Source organism: Paraburkholderia phosphatilytica, assembly GCF_003443895.1.
GTDB lineage: Bacteria > Pseudomonadota > Gammaproteobacteria > Burkholderiales > Burkholderiaceae > Paraburkholderia > Paraburkholderia phosphatilytica.
Genome location: NZ_QQOA01000018.1, coordinates 112,303 through 128,997 on the forward strand (window position 1 = coordinate 112,303; position 16,695 = coordinate 128,997).

Genomic DNA, 16,695 nt, shown 5'->3' on the forward strand with positions numbered 1-16,695 from the left:
ACCGGCAGGAGAACCGGCACCGGGAATGAAAACTGACCGTTCGGCTGGCAGGCCGGACGGTCAGGCGAGAGGATGCGGACGAAGCGCGCTCGTGGCGCGGCGGACTCGAGCCGCATGAAGACGCGTGCGAAACGACGCGGCGCGCCTCACGCGCGCCGCCGTCACTATCGCACCGTCAGGCGATCTTGCCGTGACACTGCTTGTACTTCTTGCCGCTGCCGCACGGGCACGGGTCGTTGCGGCCGACCTTCGGCACGTCGTTCGCGAGCCCTGCCGCCGCGCCGCCGCCCGCGTGGCCGCGCATCGCATCGCCGACCATCGCCGCCGCCGCATCCACCGCGACCGGCGTCGCCACCGCGGCCGCATCGGCGTAATCGGCGTGGCGGAATTCGACGTGCTCCAGCTGGCTGCCCTGCTCTTCCATCTGCTCGGCCGCCGCCTCGAGCTGCTCCTGCGACTGGACCTGCACGTTCATCACGATGCGCGTGACGTCGAGCTTCACGGCATCGAGCATCGCGGCGAACAGTTCGAACGCCTCGCGCTTGTACTCCTGCTTCGGGTTCTTCTGTGCGTAGCCGCGCAGGTGGATGCCCTGACGCAGATGGTCGAGCGCGGCGAGGTGTTCGCGCCAGCTGCGATCGAGCGTCTGCAGCATCACCGAGCGTTCCCACGCGCTGAACGATTCGCGGCCCACCAGCTGAACCTTCGCTTCGTAGCTTTCGTCGGCGGCGGCCGTGACGGCTTCGAGAATTTCGTCGGGGTCGATCTGCGACGACTCGTTGATCATCTCCTGGATCGCGAGGTCGAGCTGCCAGTCGTTGCGCAGCACTTCCTCGAGCTCCGGAACCTGCCATTGCTCTTCGATGCTGCCGGCCGGCACCCACGCGCGGACGATATCCGTCATCACGCCGTGGCGCATCGCGCCGATGGTTTCGGTGATGTCGTTCGCTTCGAGCAGCTCGTTGCGCTGCTGGTAGATCACCTTGCGCTGGTCGTTCGACACGTCGTCGTATTCGAGCAGCTGCTTGCGGATATCGAAGTTGCGCGCTTCGACCTTGCGCTGCGCCGATTCGATCGAGCGCGTGACGATGCCGGCCTCGATCGCTTCGCCTTCCGGCATGCGCAGACGGTCCATGATCGAGCGCACGCGGTCGCCCGCGAAAATGCGCAGCAGCGGATCTTCGAGCGACAGATAGAAGCGCGACGAACCCGGGTCGCCCTGACGGCCCGAGCGGCCGCGCAGCTGGTTGTCGATCCGGCGGGATTCGTGACGCTCGGTGCCGATGATGTGCAAGCCCCCGGCCGCTTTCACCTGATCGTGCAGCGTCTGCCATTCGTCGTGCAGCTGCTGGACCCGGCGCTGCTTTTCGTCCGCCGCGAGCGTTTCGTCGGCTTCGACGAACGCCGCCTGCTTCTCGGCGTTGCCGCCCAGCACGATGTCGGTACCGCGGCCGGCCATGTTGGTCGCGATCGTGATGCGCTTCGGCCGGCCCGCTTCCGCGACGATCGCCGCTTCGCGCGCGTGCTGCTTCGCGTTCAGCACTTCATGCGGCAGGCCCGCCTTCGTCAGCAGCTGCGCGAGCAGCTCCGAGTTTTCGATCGACGTGGTGCCGACCAGCACCGGCTGACCGCGTTCGTGGCAGTCGCGGATGTCGCGGATCACCGCGTTGTAGCGCTCGAGCGCGGTCTTGTAGATCTGATCCTGTTTGTCGATCCGCTTCGGCGGACGGTTGGTCGGGATCACGACCGTTTCGAGACCGTAGATCTCGTTGAATTCGAATGCTTCGGTATCCGCCGTACCGGTCATGCCGGACAGCTTCGCGTACATGCGGAAGTAGTTCTGGAACGTGATCGACGCGAGCGTCTGGTTTTCGCTCTGGATCTTCACGTGCTCCTTCGCCTCGACCGCCTGGTGCAGACCGTCCGACCAGCGGCGGCCCGCCATCAGGCGGCCCGTGAATTCGTCGACGATGATCACTTCGCCGTTCTGCACCACGTAGTGCTGGTCTTTGTGGAACAGCGTGTGGGCGCGCAACGCCGCGTACACGTGGTGCATCAGCGTGATGTTCTGCGGCGCGTACAGGCTCTCGCCGTCGCCAATCAGGCCCCACTCGGCGAGCAGGCGCTCGGCCTTCTCGTGGCCCGATTCCGTCAGGAACACCTGGCGGCCCTTTTCATCCAGCGTGTAGTCGCCCGGCTTTTCGACGCCCGTGCCGTCCGCCTTCTCTTCGCCGATCTGCTGTTCGAGGAGCGGCGGCAGCGCGTTCATGCGAACGTACAGATCCGTGTGGTCTTCGGCCTGACCGGAGATGATGAGCGGCGTACGCGCTTCGTCGATCAGGATCGAGTCCACTTCGTCGACCACCGCGAAGTTCAACGCGCGCTGCACGCGCGCTTCGGTCTCGTAGACCATGTTGTCGCGCAGGTAGTCGAAGCCGAACTCGTTGTTCGTGCCGTACGTGATGTCCGCGGCATACGCTTCCTGCTTGAGACCGTGGTCCATCTGCGACAGGTTGATGCCGACCGACAGACCGAGGAAGTTGTACAGACGCGCCATCCATTCGGCGTCGCGCTGCGCGAGGTAGTCGTTCACCGTGACGACGTGCACGCCGCGGCCCGACAGCGCGTTCAGGTACACCGGCAGCGTGGCGACTAGCGTCTTGCCTTCGCCGGTGCGCATTTCGGCGATCTTGCCGTAGTGCAGCACCATGCCGCCGATCAGCTGCACGTCGAAGTGGCGCATCTTCAGCACGCGCTTGCTTGCTTCGCGACACACCGCGAACGCTTCCGGCAGGAGTTTATCGAGCGATTCCCCGCTGGCCACCCGCTGCCGGAACTCGGCGGTCTTGCCGAGCAGCTGCTCGTCCGTCAATTGCTCGATCTGCGGCTCGAGCGCATTGATCGCCGCGACGGTCCTTTGATATTGCTTGACCAGCCGCTGGTTGCGGCTGCCAAAAATCTTTTGTAGAAAACCGGTGGTCATCGGATCGGGTCTGCGTCGCGGTTTCCGGCCGGACGACGCGCTTGGCGCGCCCCCGGTTGAAAGGCCTCGGCGGCTTGTTCCAGGAGTGAATTCGAATCGGGCATTTTAGCACGCGCCCCCGCCTGCGCCTGTGTCGACTGCAAGACGGCGAAGCCCGCGCCAAGCGCCGTTGCGAAGCCCTGAAGGCCCCGTTCGGCGGGGTGCCCGCGCGGTACAATGCATTCTGGCGCCGCATCGTGCCGCGCCAGGTCAATCACGCCACACATGAGCCGTTTTTCGCCGTTTTCAAGGTCGCCCGGAAGATCGCCGGCAGGATCGCAGGCAGGCCGCCGTCCGCAGATGGTCGCGGATCTGCTGGAGCGCACCGACGCGTTCGCGGCGCTGCGGGCGGGCGTCGAGCAGATCGCGGCGCTGCAGCGCGACCTCGGGCAACTGCTGCCGGACTATCTGGCAACGAGCGTCGAACCGGGCTTCATCAAGGACGGCGTGCTCGCGTTGTTCGCCGCGCACAATGCGCTCGCGGCGCGCCTGCGGCACCTGGAACCGAGCCTCGTGTCGGCGTTGCAGCAACGCGGCTGGGCCGTCAACGCGCTACGAATCCGCATCCGTCCGCAGCCGGCGAAAGAACCGCCGGCGCCGAAGCAGGCGCGCATGAGCACCGCCGGCGCCAGCGCACTGCACGAGCTGAGCGAATCGCTCGCGCCATCGCCGTTGCAGGCCGCGCTCGCACGCATGGCCGACCGCCATCGCGCGCTCAATCCGCGGCTCGCATCGAAATCTCGCGACGAAAAAAAATGAGCGGCCGGTTGGGCCGCTCATTTGCTTAATGGCACTGCTTCGAACCTCGGTAGATAGCGATCAGCCGCTATGCCCGGCTCACATCATGCGAATGCGGTTTGCGCGTCCAGCGCGAAACCGCGCGGCGCCTTCTGCGGATCGTCGAAGGTGACGATCTCGTACGCGTCTTCGTGAGCGAGCAGTTCGCGCAGCAACGCATTGTTCAGGCCGTGACCCGACTTGTACGCGTCATACGCCGCGAGCAGCGGGTGGCCGACCACGTACAGATCGCCGATCGCGTCGAGCATCTTGTGCTTCACGAACTCGTCGTCGTAGCGCAGCCCGTCGTTGTTCAGGATGCGGTACTCGTCGAGCACGATCGCGTTGTCCATGCTGCCGCCGCGCGCCAGGCCCAGCTCGCGCATCATCTCGACTTCGTGCGCGAAGCCGAACGTGCGCGCCCGCGCGATTTCGCGGACATACGAGGTGTTCGCGAAGTCGACTTCGAGCGCCTGGCCGGTCTTGTCGACGGCCGGGTGGCGGAAGTCGATCGTGAACTTGAGCTTGAAGCCGAAGTACGGATCGAGACGCGCGAACTTGTCGCCGTCGCGGATTTCGACCGGCTTCGTGACCTTGATGAACTTCTTTGCGGCGTTCTGCTCTTCGATGCCCGCCGACTGGATCAGGAACACGAACGACGCTGCGCTGCCGTCCATGATCGGGATTTCCTCGGCCGTCACGTCGACGTAGAGGTTGTCGATGCCGAGGCCGGCGCAGGCCGACATCAAGTGCTCGATCGTCGACACCCGCGCGCCGTCCTTCTGCAGCACGGAAGCGAGACGCGTATCGCCGATCGACATCGCCGACGCCGGGATGTCCACCGGTTCGGCCAGGTCGACGCGCGAGAACACGATGCCCGTGTCCGCCGCGGCGGGACGTAGCGTCAGGTCGACCTTGCGGCCCGAATGAAGGCCGATGCCGACCGTTTTGACGATCGATTTGATGGTGCGCTGCTTCAACATATTCTTTTGCCCGATTGAAAATCCTTATCAGGATTTTTTATTTCATAGGACGATTATACCTCATCCGGTTAAGCTACGTCGCCGCGTGGAACGTATCAATTCGTTTCTCCACATTACGCGTGACGCCGCGATGACGAATACGTGACGGGCCGACGCCCGGAACGGAGGCGTTTCCGGTCATCGACCCGTTTGCCGGCCACTATTACAGCCCGTCATTTTGCCGTGCCGCCTGCGTTGCCCGCCCGCAACAGAACGGTGCAACCGCACCGGTTTTCAGCCGCGCGCAGGCGCCATTGTCCTGCAAAAAGGCGCAACTCGCGGGCCTGCGGACTACGCAGTCTGACGGCGCAACTGGCTCATAGCGTTGACAGGATGCTCGCGGCATCGCTTACTTCGAACTTGCCTGGCGCCTCGACGCGCAGTGTCTTGACCACACCGTCGTCGACCACCATCGCGTAGCGCTGGGAACGCACGCCCATGCCACGCGCAGACAGGTCCTGCTCCAGACCAAGCGCACGAGTGAAAGCCGCACTGCCGTCCGCCATCATCCGCACCTTGCCCGAGGTGTGTTGATCGCGTCCCCATGCACCCATCACGAACGCATCGTTGACCGACACGCACCAGATTTCGTCGACGCCGGCCGCCTCGAATTCGGCGGCCTTCTCGACGTAGCCCGGGACGTGCTTCGCGGAACACGTCGGGGTGAAAGCACCAGGCAATCCGAAGATCACGATGCGCTTGCCCTTCACGAGTTCGCCAGTTTCGAAGCTGTTCGGCCCGACCGTGCAGCCTTCGCCCGCTTCCTCGATGTACTCGTGAAGCTTCGCGTCCGGCAGCTTTTCGCCAACCTGAATCATGCTCAGTCCTTTGCATCGATGCCCGGCATGCGCACAAGCGACACATGTCACGGCGACGGTTATCCAGACCTCTTCACATTTGCGAAGAGGGCAGTTGTCCCAGCCGCCCGCCTGACGCGTCGCGACTTTGTCCGCCGTTCACTGTCACGCCGTGCGTTCGACTACAGACGCGCTCCTGATACTACGCGCCGTAGCGAAAGCCTGCATCCGCGCGCTCAGTCCGCCTGCTTGCGCAGGAATGCCGGAATGTCGTACGTATCGACGCCCTTTTCCTGCAGCGCCTGCACGTGCGAAGCCGCGGTATCGCGCGACGTGCGCCACACAGCCGGCGTTTCCAGCGCGCCGTAATCCGCCGTGGTGCCGTGCTGCGGAGTGTACGCGTGATGCGACACGCCGACCGGCTGGTTGTCCGTGCCGGTGCGCAGCAGCGTCATCGGTGCCGACTGCTGCTTCTTCGCCTGGCGGCCGAGACCCGTCGCCACGACCGTCACGCGCAGCGCGTCGCCCATCGCGTCGTCGTACACCGCGCCGAAGATCACCGTCGCATCTTCCGCCGCGTAGCTCTTGATCGTGTTCATCACTTCGCGCGTTTCCGACAGACGCAGCGAACGGCTCGACGTGATGTTGACCAGCACGCCGCGCGCGCCCGACAGATCCACGCCTTCGAGTAGCGGGCTCGCCACGGCCTGTTCCGCCGCGAGACGCGCGCGATCGACGCCGGCCACCGTCGCCGTGCCCATCATCGCCTTGCCCTGTTCGCCCATCACCGTCTTCACGTCTTCGAAGTCGACGTTCACGAGACCATCGACGTTGATGATTTCAGCGATACCCGCGACTGCGTTGTTCAGAACGTCGTCCGCGCACTGGAAGCACTTGTCCATCTCGGCGTCATCGCCCATCACCTCGAACAGCTTGTCGTTCAGAACGACGATCAGCGAGTCGACGTGATCCTCCAGTTGCTGCGATCCGGCTTCTGCCACGCGCATCCGCTTGCCGCCTTCGAACTCGAACGGCTTGCTGACGACACCCACGGTGAGAATGCCCATTTCCTTCGCGATCTGCGCGACCACCGGTGCCGCGCCCGTGCCCGTGCCGCCACCCATGCCGGCGGTGATGAACACCATGTGCGCGCCACGCAGCGCATCGGCGATGCGTTCGCGTGCTTCTTCCGCTGCCGCGCGGCCCATGTCAGGCTTCGCGCCTGCGCCAAGACCGGTGTTGCCGAGCTGGATCACCGCGCTCGCACGCGAGCGCGACAGTGCCTGCGCATCCGTGTTCATCACGATGAAATCGACGCCCTGCACGCCGCGGTTGATCATGTGCTGAACGGCATTGCCGCCAGCGCCACCGACACCGACCACCTTGATGATGGTGCCGTTGGTTTCCGTTTCCAGCATCTGGAATTCCATGTTGCCTCCGTCAAGAAAAAAACGCCGCCGCAAAGCGGCTTACTCGGCCGTTATTCGGCAGAAGATCGGGCAACCTTCTGTCGCGCGCCAGCCGCCGGCACCAGCGCGAATTTCGAAAACTGCGAGCTTCGAACCCGATCTCGAAGCCCTTGAATCCTGTTGCGGTCCCCGCTCAGAAGTTGCCGAGGAACCAGTCCTTCATGCGCGAGAACACCTGCCCCATCGAACCCGACTGCACCGCGACCTTGCGGCCGCGCATCCGCTGCGCGTGACCTTCGACGAGCAGACCCATGCCGGTCGAGAAGCGCGGGTTGCGCACCACATCCGCAAGACCGCCCGCGTATTCCGGCACGCCGATCCGCACGGGCTTGAGGAAGATGTCTTCGCCCAGTTCGACCATGCCCGGCATCATCGCGGCGCCGCCCGTCAGCACGACGCCGGAGCTCAGCAGTTCTTCGTAACCCGACTCGCGCACCACCTGCTGCACGAGCGAAAACAGTTCCTCGACGCGCGGCTCGACCACCGCCGCCAGCGCCTGGCGCGACAGCGTGCGCGGACCGCGTTCGCCGAGACCCGGCACTTCGATCATCTCGTCCGGGTCGGCCAGCGCCTGCTTCGCGATGCCGTAACTCACCTTGATGTCTTCCGCGTCCGGCGTCGGCGTGCGCAGCGCCATCGCGATGTCGCTCGTGATCTGGTCGCCTGCGATCGGAATCACCGCCGTGTGTCGGATCGCGCCTTCGCTGAAGATCGCGATGTCCGTCGTGCCGCCGCCGATATCGACCAGCACCACGCCCAGCTCTTTTTCGTCTTCCGTCAGCACCGCCAGCGACGACGCGAGCGGCTGCAGGATCAGATCGTTCACTTCGAGGCCGCAGCGGCGCACGCACTTCACGATGTTCTGCGCCGCGCTGACCGCGCCCGTCACGATATGCACCTTCACTTCGAGGCGGATGCCGCTCATGCCGATCGGCTCGCGCACGTCTTCCTGCCCGTCGATGATGAATTCCTGCGTCAGGATGTGCAGCACCTGCTGATCGGTCGGGATGTTGATCGCCTTCGCCGTCTCGATCACGCGCGCGACGTCCGTCTGCGTGACTTCCTTCTCCTTGATCGCGACCATCCCGCTCGAATTGAAGCTGCGGATATGGCTGCCCGCGATGCCGGTGAACACGTTCGTGATCTTGCAGTCCGCCATCAGCTCCGCTTCCTCGAGCGCACGCTGAATAGACTGCACGGTGGCCTCGATGTTCACGACCACGCCTTTCTTGAGCCCCTTCGATTCGCTCTGGCCAAGGCCGATCACCTCGTAATGGCCTTCGCCGCGCAACTCCGCGACGATGGCCACTACCTTCGACGTCCCGATGTCGAGGGCAACCAGCAGATCCTTATAGTCTTTACTCATAGCGTGCTCATTGCGTGTGATGTCGTGTTACTTCTTGCCCTTGTCGGGTTCGCTGATGAAGCGCATGCCTGCCGCGCGAATCGCAAAGCCGTTCGGATAGCGCAGGTCCGCATACTCGATGTCGTTGCCCCAGCGTTGCGTGACGGCGCCCCATGCCGCCGTCAACCGGCGCGCGCGATCGTACAGCGTGTCCTGATTGCGCTCGCGTCCAAACTCCACCTCGGTTCCGTTTGACAGCTTCACCGTCCATGCATAGCGCGCGGAAAGCGTCACTTCGTCCGGCGTCGCCCCCATTGGCGCGAACCACTTCTGGAAGTCGTGATAGCGCGCGACCACTTCCTTCGCCGTGCCGTCCGGACCGTCGAACGCCGGCAGGTCTTCGTCGAGCTCGCCCTGATTCGCGGTGAACAGTTCGCCGTCGGTGCTCACCAGCTGATCGCTGCCCCACGTACCCAGCGGTTTGTACTCGTCGAGCGTGACAGCGAGTGCGTTCGGCCAGACGCGGCGCACGCTCGCGTGGCGCACCCACGGCATCTGCTCGAACGCGGCGCGCGCGGCGTCGAGATCGACCGTGAAGAAGTTGCCCTTCAGATGGCCGACCACCGTCGCGCGCACCGTCGGCGTGTTGATGTGCTCGGTATCGCCGTCGATGCTGATGGAGCGCAGCGTGAAGCTCGGCCGCTGAATGAGCCACAGGCCGCCGGCTGCGAGCAGCACGACGACCAGCAACGCATGCAATGCGTTGGCGGCCAGATTCAGTTGACGGGCGTTGTTCCACATAACCTTTCGTTCAATCCTTCAGCGTGAGCGACAGCACCTTCACCACCAGCTCCTGATAGCTGATGCCAACCGCGCGCGCCGCTTTCGGCGGCAGCGAGTGATCCGTCATGCCCGGCGCGGTATTCACTTCGAGGAAATACGGCTTGCCTTCGCCGTCGAGCATGAAGTCCGCGCGACCCCAGTCGGTGCAGCCGATTACATCGAACGCGCGGCGCGCGAGCTTTTTCAATTCCGCTTCCTGCTCCGCCGACACGCCGCACGGAATCAGGTACTGCGTGGTGTCGAGGATGTACTTCGCGTCGTAGTCGTAGAACTCGCCCGCCGGTACGATGCGGATCAGCGGCAGATCGAGATCGCCTGCAACACACGCCGTGTATTCGCCGCCGCCTTCGATGCTCTTCTCGACCAGCACGATCGTGTCGTACTTCGCCGCTTCCGCGAGCGCGGCCGGCAGCGCGTCCGCGCTCTTCACCTTGATCACGGCAACGCTCGAGCCTTCGCTTGCCGGCTTCACGAAGAGCGGCAGGCCGAGCTTCGCGACGATGTCGCTGGCGCGCGCTGCGTAATCGTCGCCGCGCAGCACGGTTTCGAACGGCGGCGTCGGAATCCCGAGCTGTTGCCACACGAGCTTCGTGCGGAACTTGTCGAGACCGAGCGCCGAGCCGAGCACGCCGCTGCCCGTATAGCGGATGCCGTAAAAGTCGAGCGCGCCCTGGAGCTGGCCATTTTCGCCGTAGCCGCCATGCAGCGCATTGAACGCTCGCACGAAGCCTTCTTCCTTCAACGCCGCGAGCGGACGCTCCGACGGATCGAACGGATGGGCGTCGATGCCGGCCGCGCGCAGACCCTGCAGCACGAGGCGGCCCGAGTTGAGCGACACCGCGCGCTCGGCGGATTCGCCGCCGAGCAGCACAGCGACCTTGCCGAATTGTTTCGCATCGATACTGCTCATGCTCATCCCTTCTGTTCGTTCGCGAGCCGGCCCGGCACAGCGCCGATCGAACCCGCACCCATCGTGATCACCACATCGCCGTCGCGCGCGAGCGTCGCGACCGCGTCCGGCACCTCATCCACCGTTTCCACGAACACCGGCTCGACCTTGCCCGCGACGCGAATGGCGCGCGCGAGCGCCCGGCCATCCGCCGCGACGATCGGCGCTTCGCCCGCTGCATACACATCGGTCAGCACGAGCGCATCGACCGTCGACAGCACTTTCACGAAGTCTTCGAAGCAGTCGCGCGTGCGCGTGAAACGGTGCGGCTGGAACGCGAGCACGAGACGACGGTCCGGAAACGCGCCGCGCGCGGCCGCGACGGTTGCAGCCATCTCGACCGGATGATGCCCATAGTCGTCGATCAGCGTGTACGCGCCGCCGCTTGCCAGTGGCACCTCGCCATAACGCTGGAAGCGCCGGCCGACGCCGTTGAACTCTGCGAGTGCACGCTGGATATCGGCATCTTTCACTTCGAGTTCAGTCGCAATCGCAATCGCAGCCAGCGCGTTCTGCACGTTGTGCGTGCCCGGCAGGTTCAGCACGATGTCGAGCGACGCTGCGTCCTCGCGCATCGCGGTGAAATGCATGCGGCCATCGCGTGCGACGACGTTCACCGCGCGCACCTGCGCGTCCGGCGCGAAGCCGTAGCGGATGATCGGCTTCGACACGAACGGCAGGATCTCCTTCACATTCGGATCGTCGACGCACAGCACCGCGATGCCATAGAACGGCAGGCGATGCGTGAACTCGATGAACGCCTGTTTGAGCCGCGCGAAGTCGTGGCCGTAGGTGTCCATGTGATCGGCGTCGATGTTCGTGATGACTTCGATCACCGGAAACAGGTTCAGGAACGACGCATCCGATTCATCCGCTTCCGCGACGATGAAGTCGCCCGTGCCGAGCCGTGCGTTCGCGCCCGCGCTGATCAGACGTCCGCCGATCACGAAGGTCGGGTCGAGCCCGCCCGCCGCCAGCACGCTCGCGACAAGCGACGTGGTGGTGGTCTTGCCGTGCGTGCCGGCAATCGCGATGCCCTGCTTCAGGCGCATCAGTTCCGCGAGCATCACGGCGCGCGGCACGATCGGGATATGACGATGCCGCGCGGCGAGCACCTCGGGGTTGTCGCTGCGCACGGCCGTCGACACGACGACCGCATTCGCGCCTTCGATGTTGTCGGCCTCATGGCCGATCGCGATGCGCGCGCCCAGTTTCGCGAGACGATCCGTGACGGCGCCGCGCGCAAGGTCCGAGCCGCTCACCTGATAGCCGAGATTCAGCAGCACCTCCGCGATGCCGCTCATGCCGACACCGCCGATGCCGACGAAGTGAATGTGTTTGACGATGTGTTTCATTGCTGTCCTTCCTGGCGCAGATGCGCGCCCGTCATCGCCCCGGCGACGGCCGCACAGATCCGCGCGACCTGTTCTGTCGCGTCCGGTTTCGCAAGCGAACGCGAACGCTCTGCCATTTCCGCGAGCGATGCCCGCGTCTGGCCGCGCAACCAGCCAGAGAGTTGCTCCGCCCTCAGGTCGCGCTGCTGAACGACGAGCGCGGCGCCGTGATCGGCGAGAAATGCTGCGTTGGTGGTCTGGTGATCGTCGACGGCGAACGGGAACGGCACGAAGTACGCCGCGACGCCGACGGCAGCGATCTCCGCCACCGTCATCGCGCCGGAGCGGCAGATCACCAGATCGGCATTCGCGTACGCGTTCGTCATGTCGTCGATGAAGGGCACCAGTTGCAGATCGGCGCCGGCTTCGAGGCCCGCCGCCGCATAGTTCGCGCGCAACGCATCAATGTGCTTCGCACCCGCCTGATGCACGACACGCGGCCGTTCATCCGGCGCCAGTTGCGCGAGTGCTTTCGGCACGATGTCGTTCAGCGCCGCAGCGCCCAGGCTACCCCCGACGACGAGCAGATTCAAGCGTCCCGTGCGCGATTCGTAGCGTGCTTTGGGTGCCGGCGTGCGCGCAAGTTCCTCGCGGATCGGATTGCCGGTCCATTCGGCGTTCGGCAACGCGTTCGGGAACGCGACGAGTACGCGTTTCGCGAGCTTCGCGAGCACCTTGTTCGCGAGCCCCGCGATCGAATTCTGTTCGTGCAGCACGAGCGGGCGACCGGACAGCGCGGTCATCACGCCCGCCGGGAACGTGATGTAGCCGCCCATGCCAAGCACCACGTCCGGCTTCACGCGACGCAGCACGGCGAGACTCTGCCGGCACGCGCCGATCAGATTGAACGGCAGCATCAGCTTGGTCTTCAGACCTTTGCCGCGCACGCCGCCGAAACGCACGTACTCCATCGGAATGCCGTGCTTCGGTACGAGCGTCGCTTCCATTCCGCCCGGATTGCCGAGCCATACCACGCGCCAGCCCCACGCCTGCATCAGGTGCGCGACCGCGAGCCCGGGGAACACGTGTCCCCCGGTGCCGCCGGCCATCACCATCAGCGTGCGCTGCGTCGTGGTCATACCTTCCCTCCACGCATCAGCACGCGGTTTTCGTAGTCCACGCGCATCAGCACCGCGATCGCGAGGCAGTTGAGCAGAATGCCCGAACCGCCGTAGCTCACGAGCGGCAGCGTGAGACCTTTAGTCGGCAGGAGACCCAGGTTCACGCCCATGTTGATGAAGGTCTGCGCACCGAACCACAGGCCGATGCCCTTCGCCATCAAACCGGCGAACGTGCGGTCGAGCGCGAGCGCCTGACGGCCGATCTCGAACGCGCGGCGCACGATCCAGTAGAACAGCAGAATCACGACCAGCACGCCGACGAAACCAAGTTCCTCGCCGATCACCGCGAGGATGAAGTCGGTGTGCGCTTCGGGCAGATAGTTGAGCTTTTCGACGCTGCCGCCCAGGCCCACGCCGAACCACTCGCCGCGGCCGAACGCGATCAGCGAGTGCGTCAGCTGATACGCCTTGCCCTGCGCGTAGCGGTCGTCCCACGGATCAAGGTACGCGAAGATCCGCTCACGACGCCACGGCGACGCCCACACGAGCAAACTGAACGTGCCGACCGCGGTGGCAACGAGACCGCCGAAAATCTTGCCGTTCACGTTGCCGAGGAACAGCACGCCCATCGCGATCGCCGCGACCACCATGAACGCGCCCATATCGGGCTCGAGCAGCAGCAGCATGCCGACCGCGCCAACCGCGAAACCCATCGGCAGAAAACCCTTCGCGAAGCTGTGCATGTACTCCTGCTTGCGCACCGTGTAGTTCGCCGCGTAGATCGTCACAGCGAGCTTCATGATTTCCGACGGCTGCATGTTCGTGACGCCGAGCGGAATCCAGCGGCGCGCGCCGTTCACGCCCTTGCCGACGTGCGGAATCAGCACGACCACGAGCGCGGCGAGCGCGATCAGGAAGAGCTTCGGCGCGTACTTGTCCCACGTCGACACGGGAATGCGGAACGCGACGATGCCGACCACGCCGCCCATCGCCACGTAGATGCACTGGCGCACGAGAAACGCGTAGTCGCGATACGACGCGTACTTCGGCGAATCCGGCATCGCGATCGATGCCGAGTACACCATCACGATGCCGAGCCCGAGCAGCGCGACGACGACCCACAGCAGCGAGTAATCGTAGTCGAGCATCCGCGAGCGCGACGGGCGCACGCCGTTGACCACGCTCGCGATGCCGCCCGCGACGCGCGAGGCCGGCGCCGCGGCGGCCACACCGCCGGCGGAGCCGCGTTGTTTCGAGAGGCGCGTGCCGAAACGTTCCGACCAGCTCATATCATCGTCCCCCGTTCGGCTGCGATGTCTTCTACCGTGCTGCGGAACACCGCGGCACGATGCGCGTAACCCTTGAACATGTCGAAGCTCGCGCACGCCGGCGACAGCAGCACGACGTCGCCCGGCTGTGCGAGCGCCTCGGCGGCGCGCGTCGCGGCCTCCAGCGTCGCGTGATCGGCGAGCGGAATGCCGGTGTCGGCGAGCACCGCGCGGATCTGCGGCGCGTCGCGGCCGATCAGCATCACCGCGCGGCACCAGCGCGTGACCGGCGCGGCGAGCGGATCGAACGCCTGACCCTTGCCGTCGCCGCCGGCGATCAGCACCGCGCGCTGCGCGAGGCCGTCGAGCGCGGCGACCGTTGCGCCGACATTGGTGCCCTTGCTGTCGTCGACATAGTCGACACCGTCGATCGATGCGATCAGCTCCACGCGATGCGGCTCGCCGTGATACTCGCGCAGACCGTGCAACAGCGGCGCACCGGGCAGGCCCACCGCGCGCGCGAGCGCGAACGCGGCGAGCGCGTTCGCCGCGTTGTGCAGGCCGCGAATGCGCAGCGCGTCCGCGGGCATCAAGCGCTTGAGGCCAATATTCGGCGGCGTGGTCGGCTCGTTCTTGCGGCGGCGGCTCGTGGTGGGCGCGGGTTCGTCGGCGGCGTCGCGGTCCTGCGCTTCGACGAGCCACAGCATGCCGTTATCGCGCAGCAGACCGTAGTCGCCGTCCTGGGTCGGTTCGTTCAGGCCAAACGTGATCGTGCGTACCGCGCCTTCCGCCGCAGCGCTTTGAGCGGCCGGCGGCGCGAGCGCCATCACGCGCGCGTCGTCGCGGTTCAGCACGCGGATCGTCTGCGGCCCGAAGATGCGGCCTTTCGCGGCGGCATACGCGTCGAGTCCGCCGTGCCAGTCGAGATGATCCTGCGTGATGTTCAGCACGACGGCCGCGTCCGGCGCGAACGTATGCGCGGTTTCGAGCTGGAAGCTCGACAGTTCGAGCACCCACACGTCGGGCAGCGCGGTGCTGTCGATCGCTTCGGCAAGCTTGTCGAGCGCGGCCGGGCTGATGTTGCCGGCCACCGCAACCTTCTTGCCCGCGCGCTCGCACAGCAGACCAGTGAGGCTCGTCGTCGTGGTCTTGCCGTTGGTGCCGGTGATCGCGATTACTTTCGGCGCGTAGCCGCTTTCGCCGAGCGTCTTCAGCGCCTGCGCGAAGAATTCGAGTTCGCCCCACACGGGAACGTCGCGTTCGCGCGCGGCTTCGATCAGCGGCACAAGATCCGCCGCGAGCGGCGACAGGCCGGGACTGATCGCGACGAGCTCGACGCCTTCGAGCAGCGCAGTCGAAAACGCGCCGCCGACGAAATCCGCATCGATGCCATGCGCCGCGAGCCCCGACAGGTTCGGCGGCACTTCGCGGGTATCGGCCACACGAAGGCGACAACCGTGCCGCGCGCACCAGCGCGCCATCGCGAGCCCCGATTCACCGAGCCCCAGCACGAGCACCATCGGCTTTTGCCGATCCCGAAACTTCTCGCCGAACATCGCTTGCTTTCCCTTTGCCGCTTAACGCAGTTTGAGCGTGGACAACCCGAACAGGCACAACATCAACGTGATGATCCAGAAACGCACGACCACCTGCGTCTCTTTCCAGCCCGACAATTCGAAATGGTGATGCAGCGGCGCCATCTTGAAGATGCGCCGACCTTCGCCGTAACGGCGCTTCGTGTACTTGAACCACGTGACCTGCAACATCACGGACAGCGTCTCCGCGACGAAGATGCCGCCCATGATGAAGAGCACGATTTCCTGACGCACGATCACCGCGACGGTACCGAGCGCGCCGCCGAGCGCGAGCGCGCCGACGTCGCCCATAAAGACCTGCGCCGGGTGCGTGTTGAACCAGAGGAACGCGAGCCCCGCGCCGCCCATCGCCGAACAGAAAATCAGCAGTTCGCCCGCGCCGGGTATGTGCGGGAACAATAGATATTTCGAATAGATCGAACTGCCCATCACGTACGCGAACACGCCGAGCGACGCGCCCACCAGCACCACGGGCATGATCACGAGACCGTCGAGACCGTCGGTCAGGTTCACCGCGTTGCTCGCGCCGACGATCACGAAGTACGTGAGCGCGATGAAGCCCCACACGCCGAGCGGATAGCTGATCGACTTGAGGAACGGCAGCATCAGGTCCGCGCGCGCGGGCAGGCCCATCGAGAGACCGCTGCGCACCCACGCCATGAACAGGTCGAACACGCGCACGTTGCTCGCCTCGGACACGCTGAACGCGAGATACACCGCTGCGAACAGACCGATGATCGATTGCCAGAAATACTTTTCGCGCGACGACATGCCGCGCGGATCCTTGTAGACCACCTTGCGATAGTCGTCGACCCAGCCGATCAGGCCGAAGCCGAACGTGACGAGCATCACGATCCAGATAAAGCGGTTGGTCAGATCGCCCCACAGCAGCGTGGACACCGCGATGCCGATCAGGATCAGCACGCCGCCCATCGTCGGCGTACCGGATTTCACGAGGTGCGATTGGGGGCCGTCTTTGCGCACGGCCTGGCCGACCTTCATCTGGGTCAGCTTGCGGATCACCCACGGGCCGCAGACGAGACCGATCAACAGCGCGGTGATGGTGGCCATCACCGCGCGGAACGTCAGGTAGTTGATCACGCGCAAAAAGCTTGCGTCATTCTGCAGCCATTGCGCCAGCGCCAGCAGCATA

At 65.1% G+C, this 16,695-nt stretch carries 13 protein-coding genes; 1 reads left to right on the forward strand and 12 read right to left on the reverse strand.

The window, feature by feature from the left end; translation table 11 throughout:
- Nucleotides 1-175 precede the first annotated feature (175 nt).
- On the reverse strand, nucleotides 176-2,983 hold the full coding sequence (secA, locus tag DVS29_RS20215) for a preprotein translocase subunit SecA (RefSeq protein ID WP_118182257.1): 2,808 nt from the start codon (nucleotides 2,981-2,983) through the stop codon (nucleotides 176-178).
- A 264-nt stretch (nucleotides 2,984-3,247) separates the two neighbouring features.
- Here secA and DVS29_RS20225 point away from each other — a divergent pair, with 264 nt between their 5' ends.
- On the forward strand, nucleotides 3,248-3,781 hold the full coding sequence (locus tag DVS29_RS20225; RefSeq protein WP_118182259.1) for a DciA family protein: 534 nt from the start codon (nucleotides 3,248-3,250) through the stop codon (nucleotides 3,779-3,781).
- An 83-nt stretch (nucleotides 3,782-3,864) separates the two neighbouring features.
- On the opposite strand, the gene lpxC is transcribed toward DVS29_RS20225, so the two are convergent.
- From lpxC to mraY, 11 genes are all read right to left on the reverse strand, one after another.
- Complete coding sequence (gene lpxC / locus DVS29_RS20230) at nucleotides 3,865-4,782, reverse strand: UDP-3-O-acyl-N-acetylglucosamine deacetylase (protein ID WP_118182260.1); 918 nt, start codon at nucleotides 4,780-4,782, stop codon at nucleotides 3,865-3,867.
- A gap of 356 nt (nucleotides 4,783-5,138) precedes the next feature.
- On the reverse strand, nucleotides 5,139-5,639 hold the full coding sequence (locus tag DVS29_RS20235) for a peroxiredoxin (protein WP_118182261.1): 501 nt from the start codon (nucleotides 5,637-5,639) through the stop codon (nucleotides 5,139-5,141).
- A 215-nt stretch (nucleotides 5,640-5,854) separates the two neighbouring features.
- On the reverse strand, nucleotides 5,855-7,048 hold the full coding sequence (gene ftsZ / locus DVS29_RS20240) for a cell division protein FtsZ (protein ID WP_118182262.1): 1,194 nt from the start codon (nucleotides 7,046-7,048) through the stop codon (nucleotides 5,855-5,857).
- Nucleotides 7,049-7,220: 172 nt separating this feature from the next.
- Nucleotides 7,221-8,453 carry a cell division protein FtsA gene (gene ftsA / locus DVS29_RS20250; protein WP_118182263.1) on the reverse strand — a complete coding sequence of 411 codons (1,233 nt, stop codon included), beginning with the start codon at nucleotides 8,451-8,453 and terminating at the stop codon, nucleotides 7,221-7,223.
- A gap of 27 nt (nucleotides 8,454-8,480) precedes the next feature.
- Nucleotides 8,481-9,233: a cell division protein FtsQ/DivIB gene (locus DVS29_RS20255; RefSeq protein WP_118182264.1), complete on the reverse strand. Its 753-nt coding sequence runs from the start codon at nucleotides 9,231-9,233 to the stop codon at nucleotides 8,481-8,483.
- A 10-nt stretch (nucleotides 9,234-9,243) separates the two neighbouring features.
- Nucleotides 9,244-10,185 (reverse strand): D-alanine--D-alanine ligase, encoded by a 942-nt coding sequence (locus DVS29_RS20260; protein WP_118182293.1) that lies wholly within the window; start codon nucleotides 10,183-10,185, stop codon nucleotides 9,244-9,246.
- Between the two features lie 2 nt (nucleotides 10,186-10,187).
- Nucleotides 10,188-11,579 (reverse strand): UDP-N-acetylmuramate--L-alanine ligase, encoded by a 1,392-nt coding sequence (murC, locus tag DVS29_RS20265; protein ID WP_118182265.1) that lies wholly within the window; start codon nucleotides 11,577-11,579, stop codon nucleotides 10,188-10,190.
- On the reverse strand, nucleotides 11,576-12,697 hold the full coding sequence (gene murG, locus DVS29_RS20270; protein ID WP_118182266.1) for an undecaprenyldiphospho-muramoylpentapeptide beta-N-acetylglucosaminyltransferase: 1,122 nt from the start codon (nucleotides 12,695-12,697) through the stop codon (nucleotides 11,576-11,578). The genes murC and murG overlap by 4 nt, the downstream gene beginning before the upstream one ends.
- Entirely contained in the window at nucleotides 12,694-13,968 is a 1,275-nt protein-coding gene (gene ftsW / locus DVS29_RS20275; protein ID WP_118182267.1) for a putative lipid II flippase FtsW, read from the reverse strand. The genes murG and ftsW overlap by 4 nt, the downstream gene beginning before the upstream one ends.
- Nucleotides 13,965-15,503 (reverse strand): UDP-N-acetylmuramoyl-L-alanine--D-glutamate ligase, encoded by a 1,539-nt coding sequence (gene murD / locus DVS29_RS20280; protein WP_118182268.1) that lies wholly within the window; start codon nucleotides 15,501-15,503, stop codon nucleotides 13,965-13,967. Before murD ends, ftsW begins: the two co-directional genes overlap by 4 nt.
- Nucleotides 15,504-15,524: 21 nt before the next feature.
- The gene (gene mraY, locus DVS29_RS20285; RefSeq protein ID WP_118182269.1) at nucleotides 15,525-16,694 is read right to left on the reverse strand and encodes a phospho-N-acetylmuramoyl-pentapeptide-transferase; all 1,170 of its coding nucleotides are present in this window, start codon (nucleotides 16,692-16,694) and stop codon (nucleotides 15,525-15,527) included.
- Between the last annotated feature and the right edge of the window lies 1 nt (nucleotide 16,695).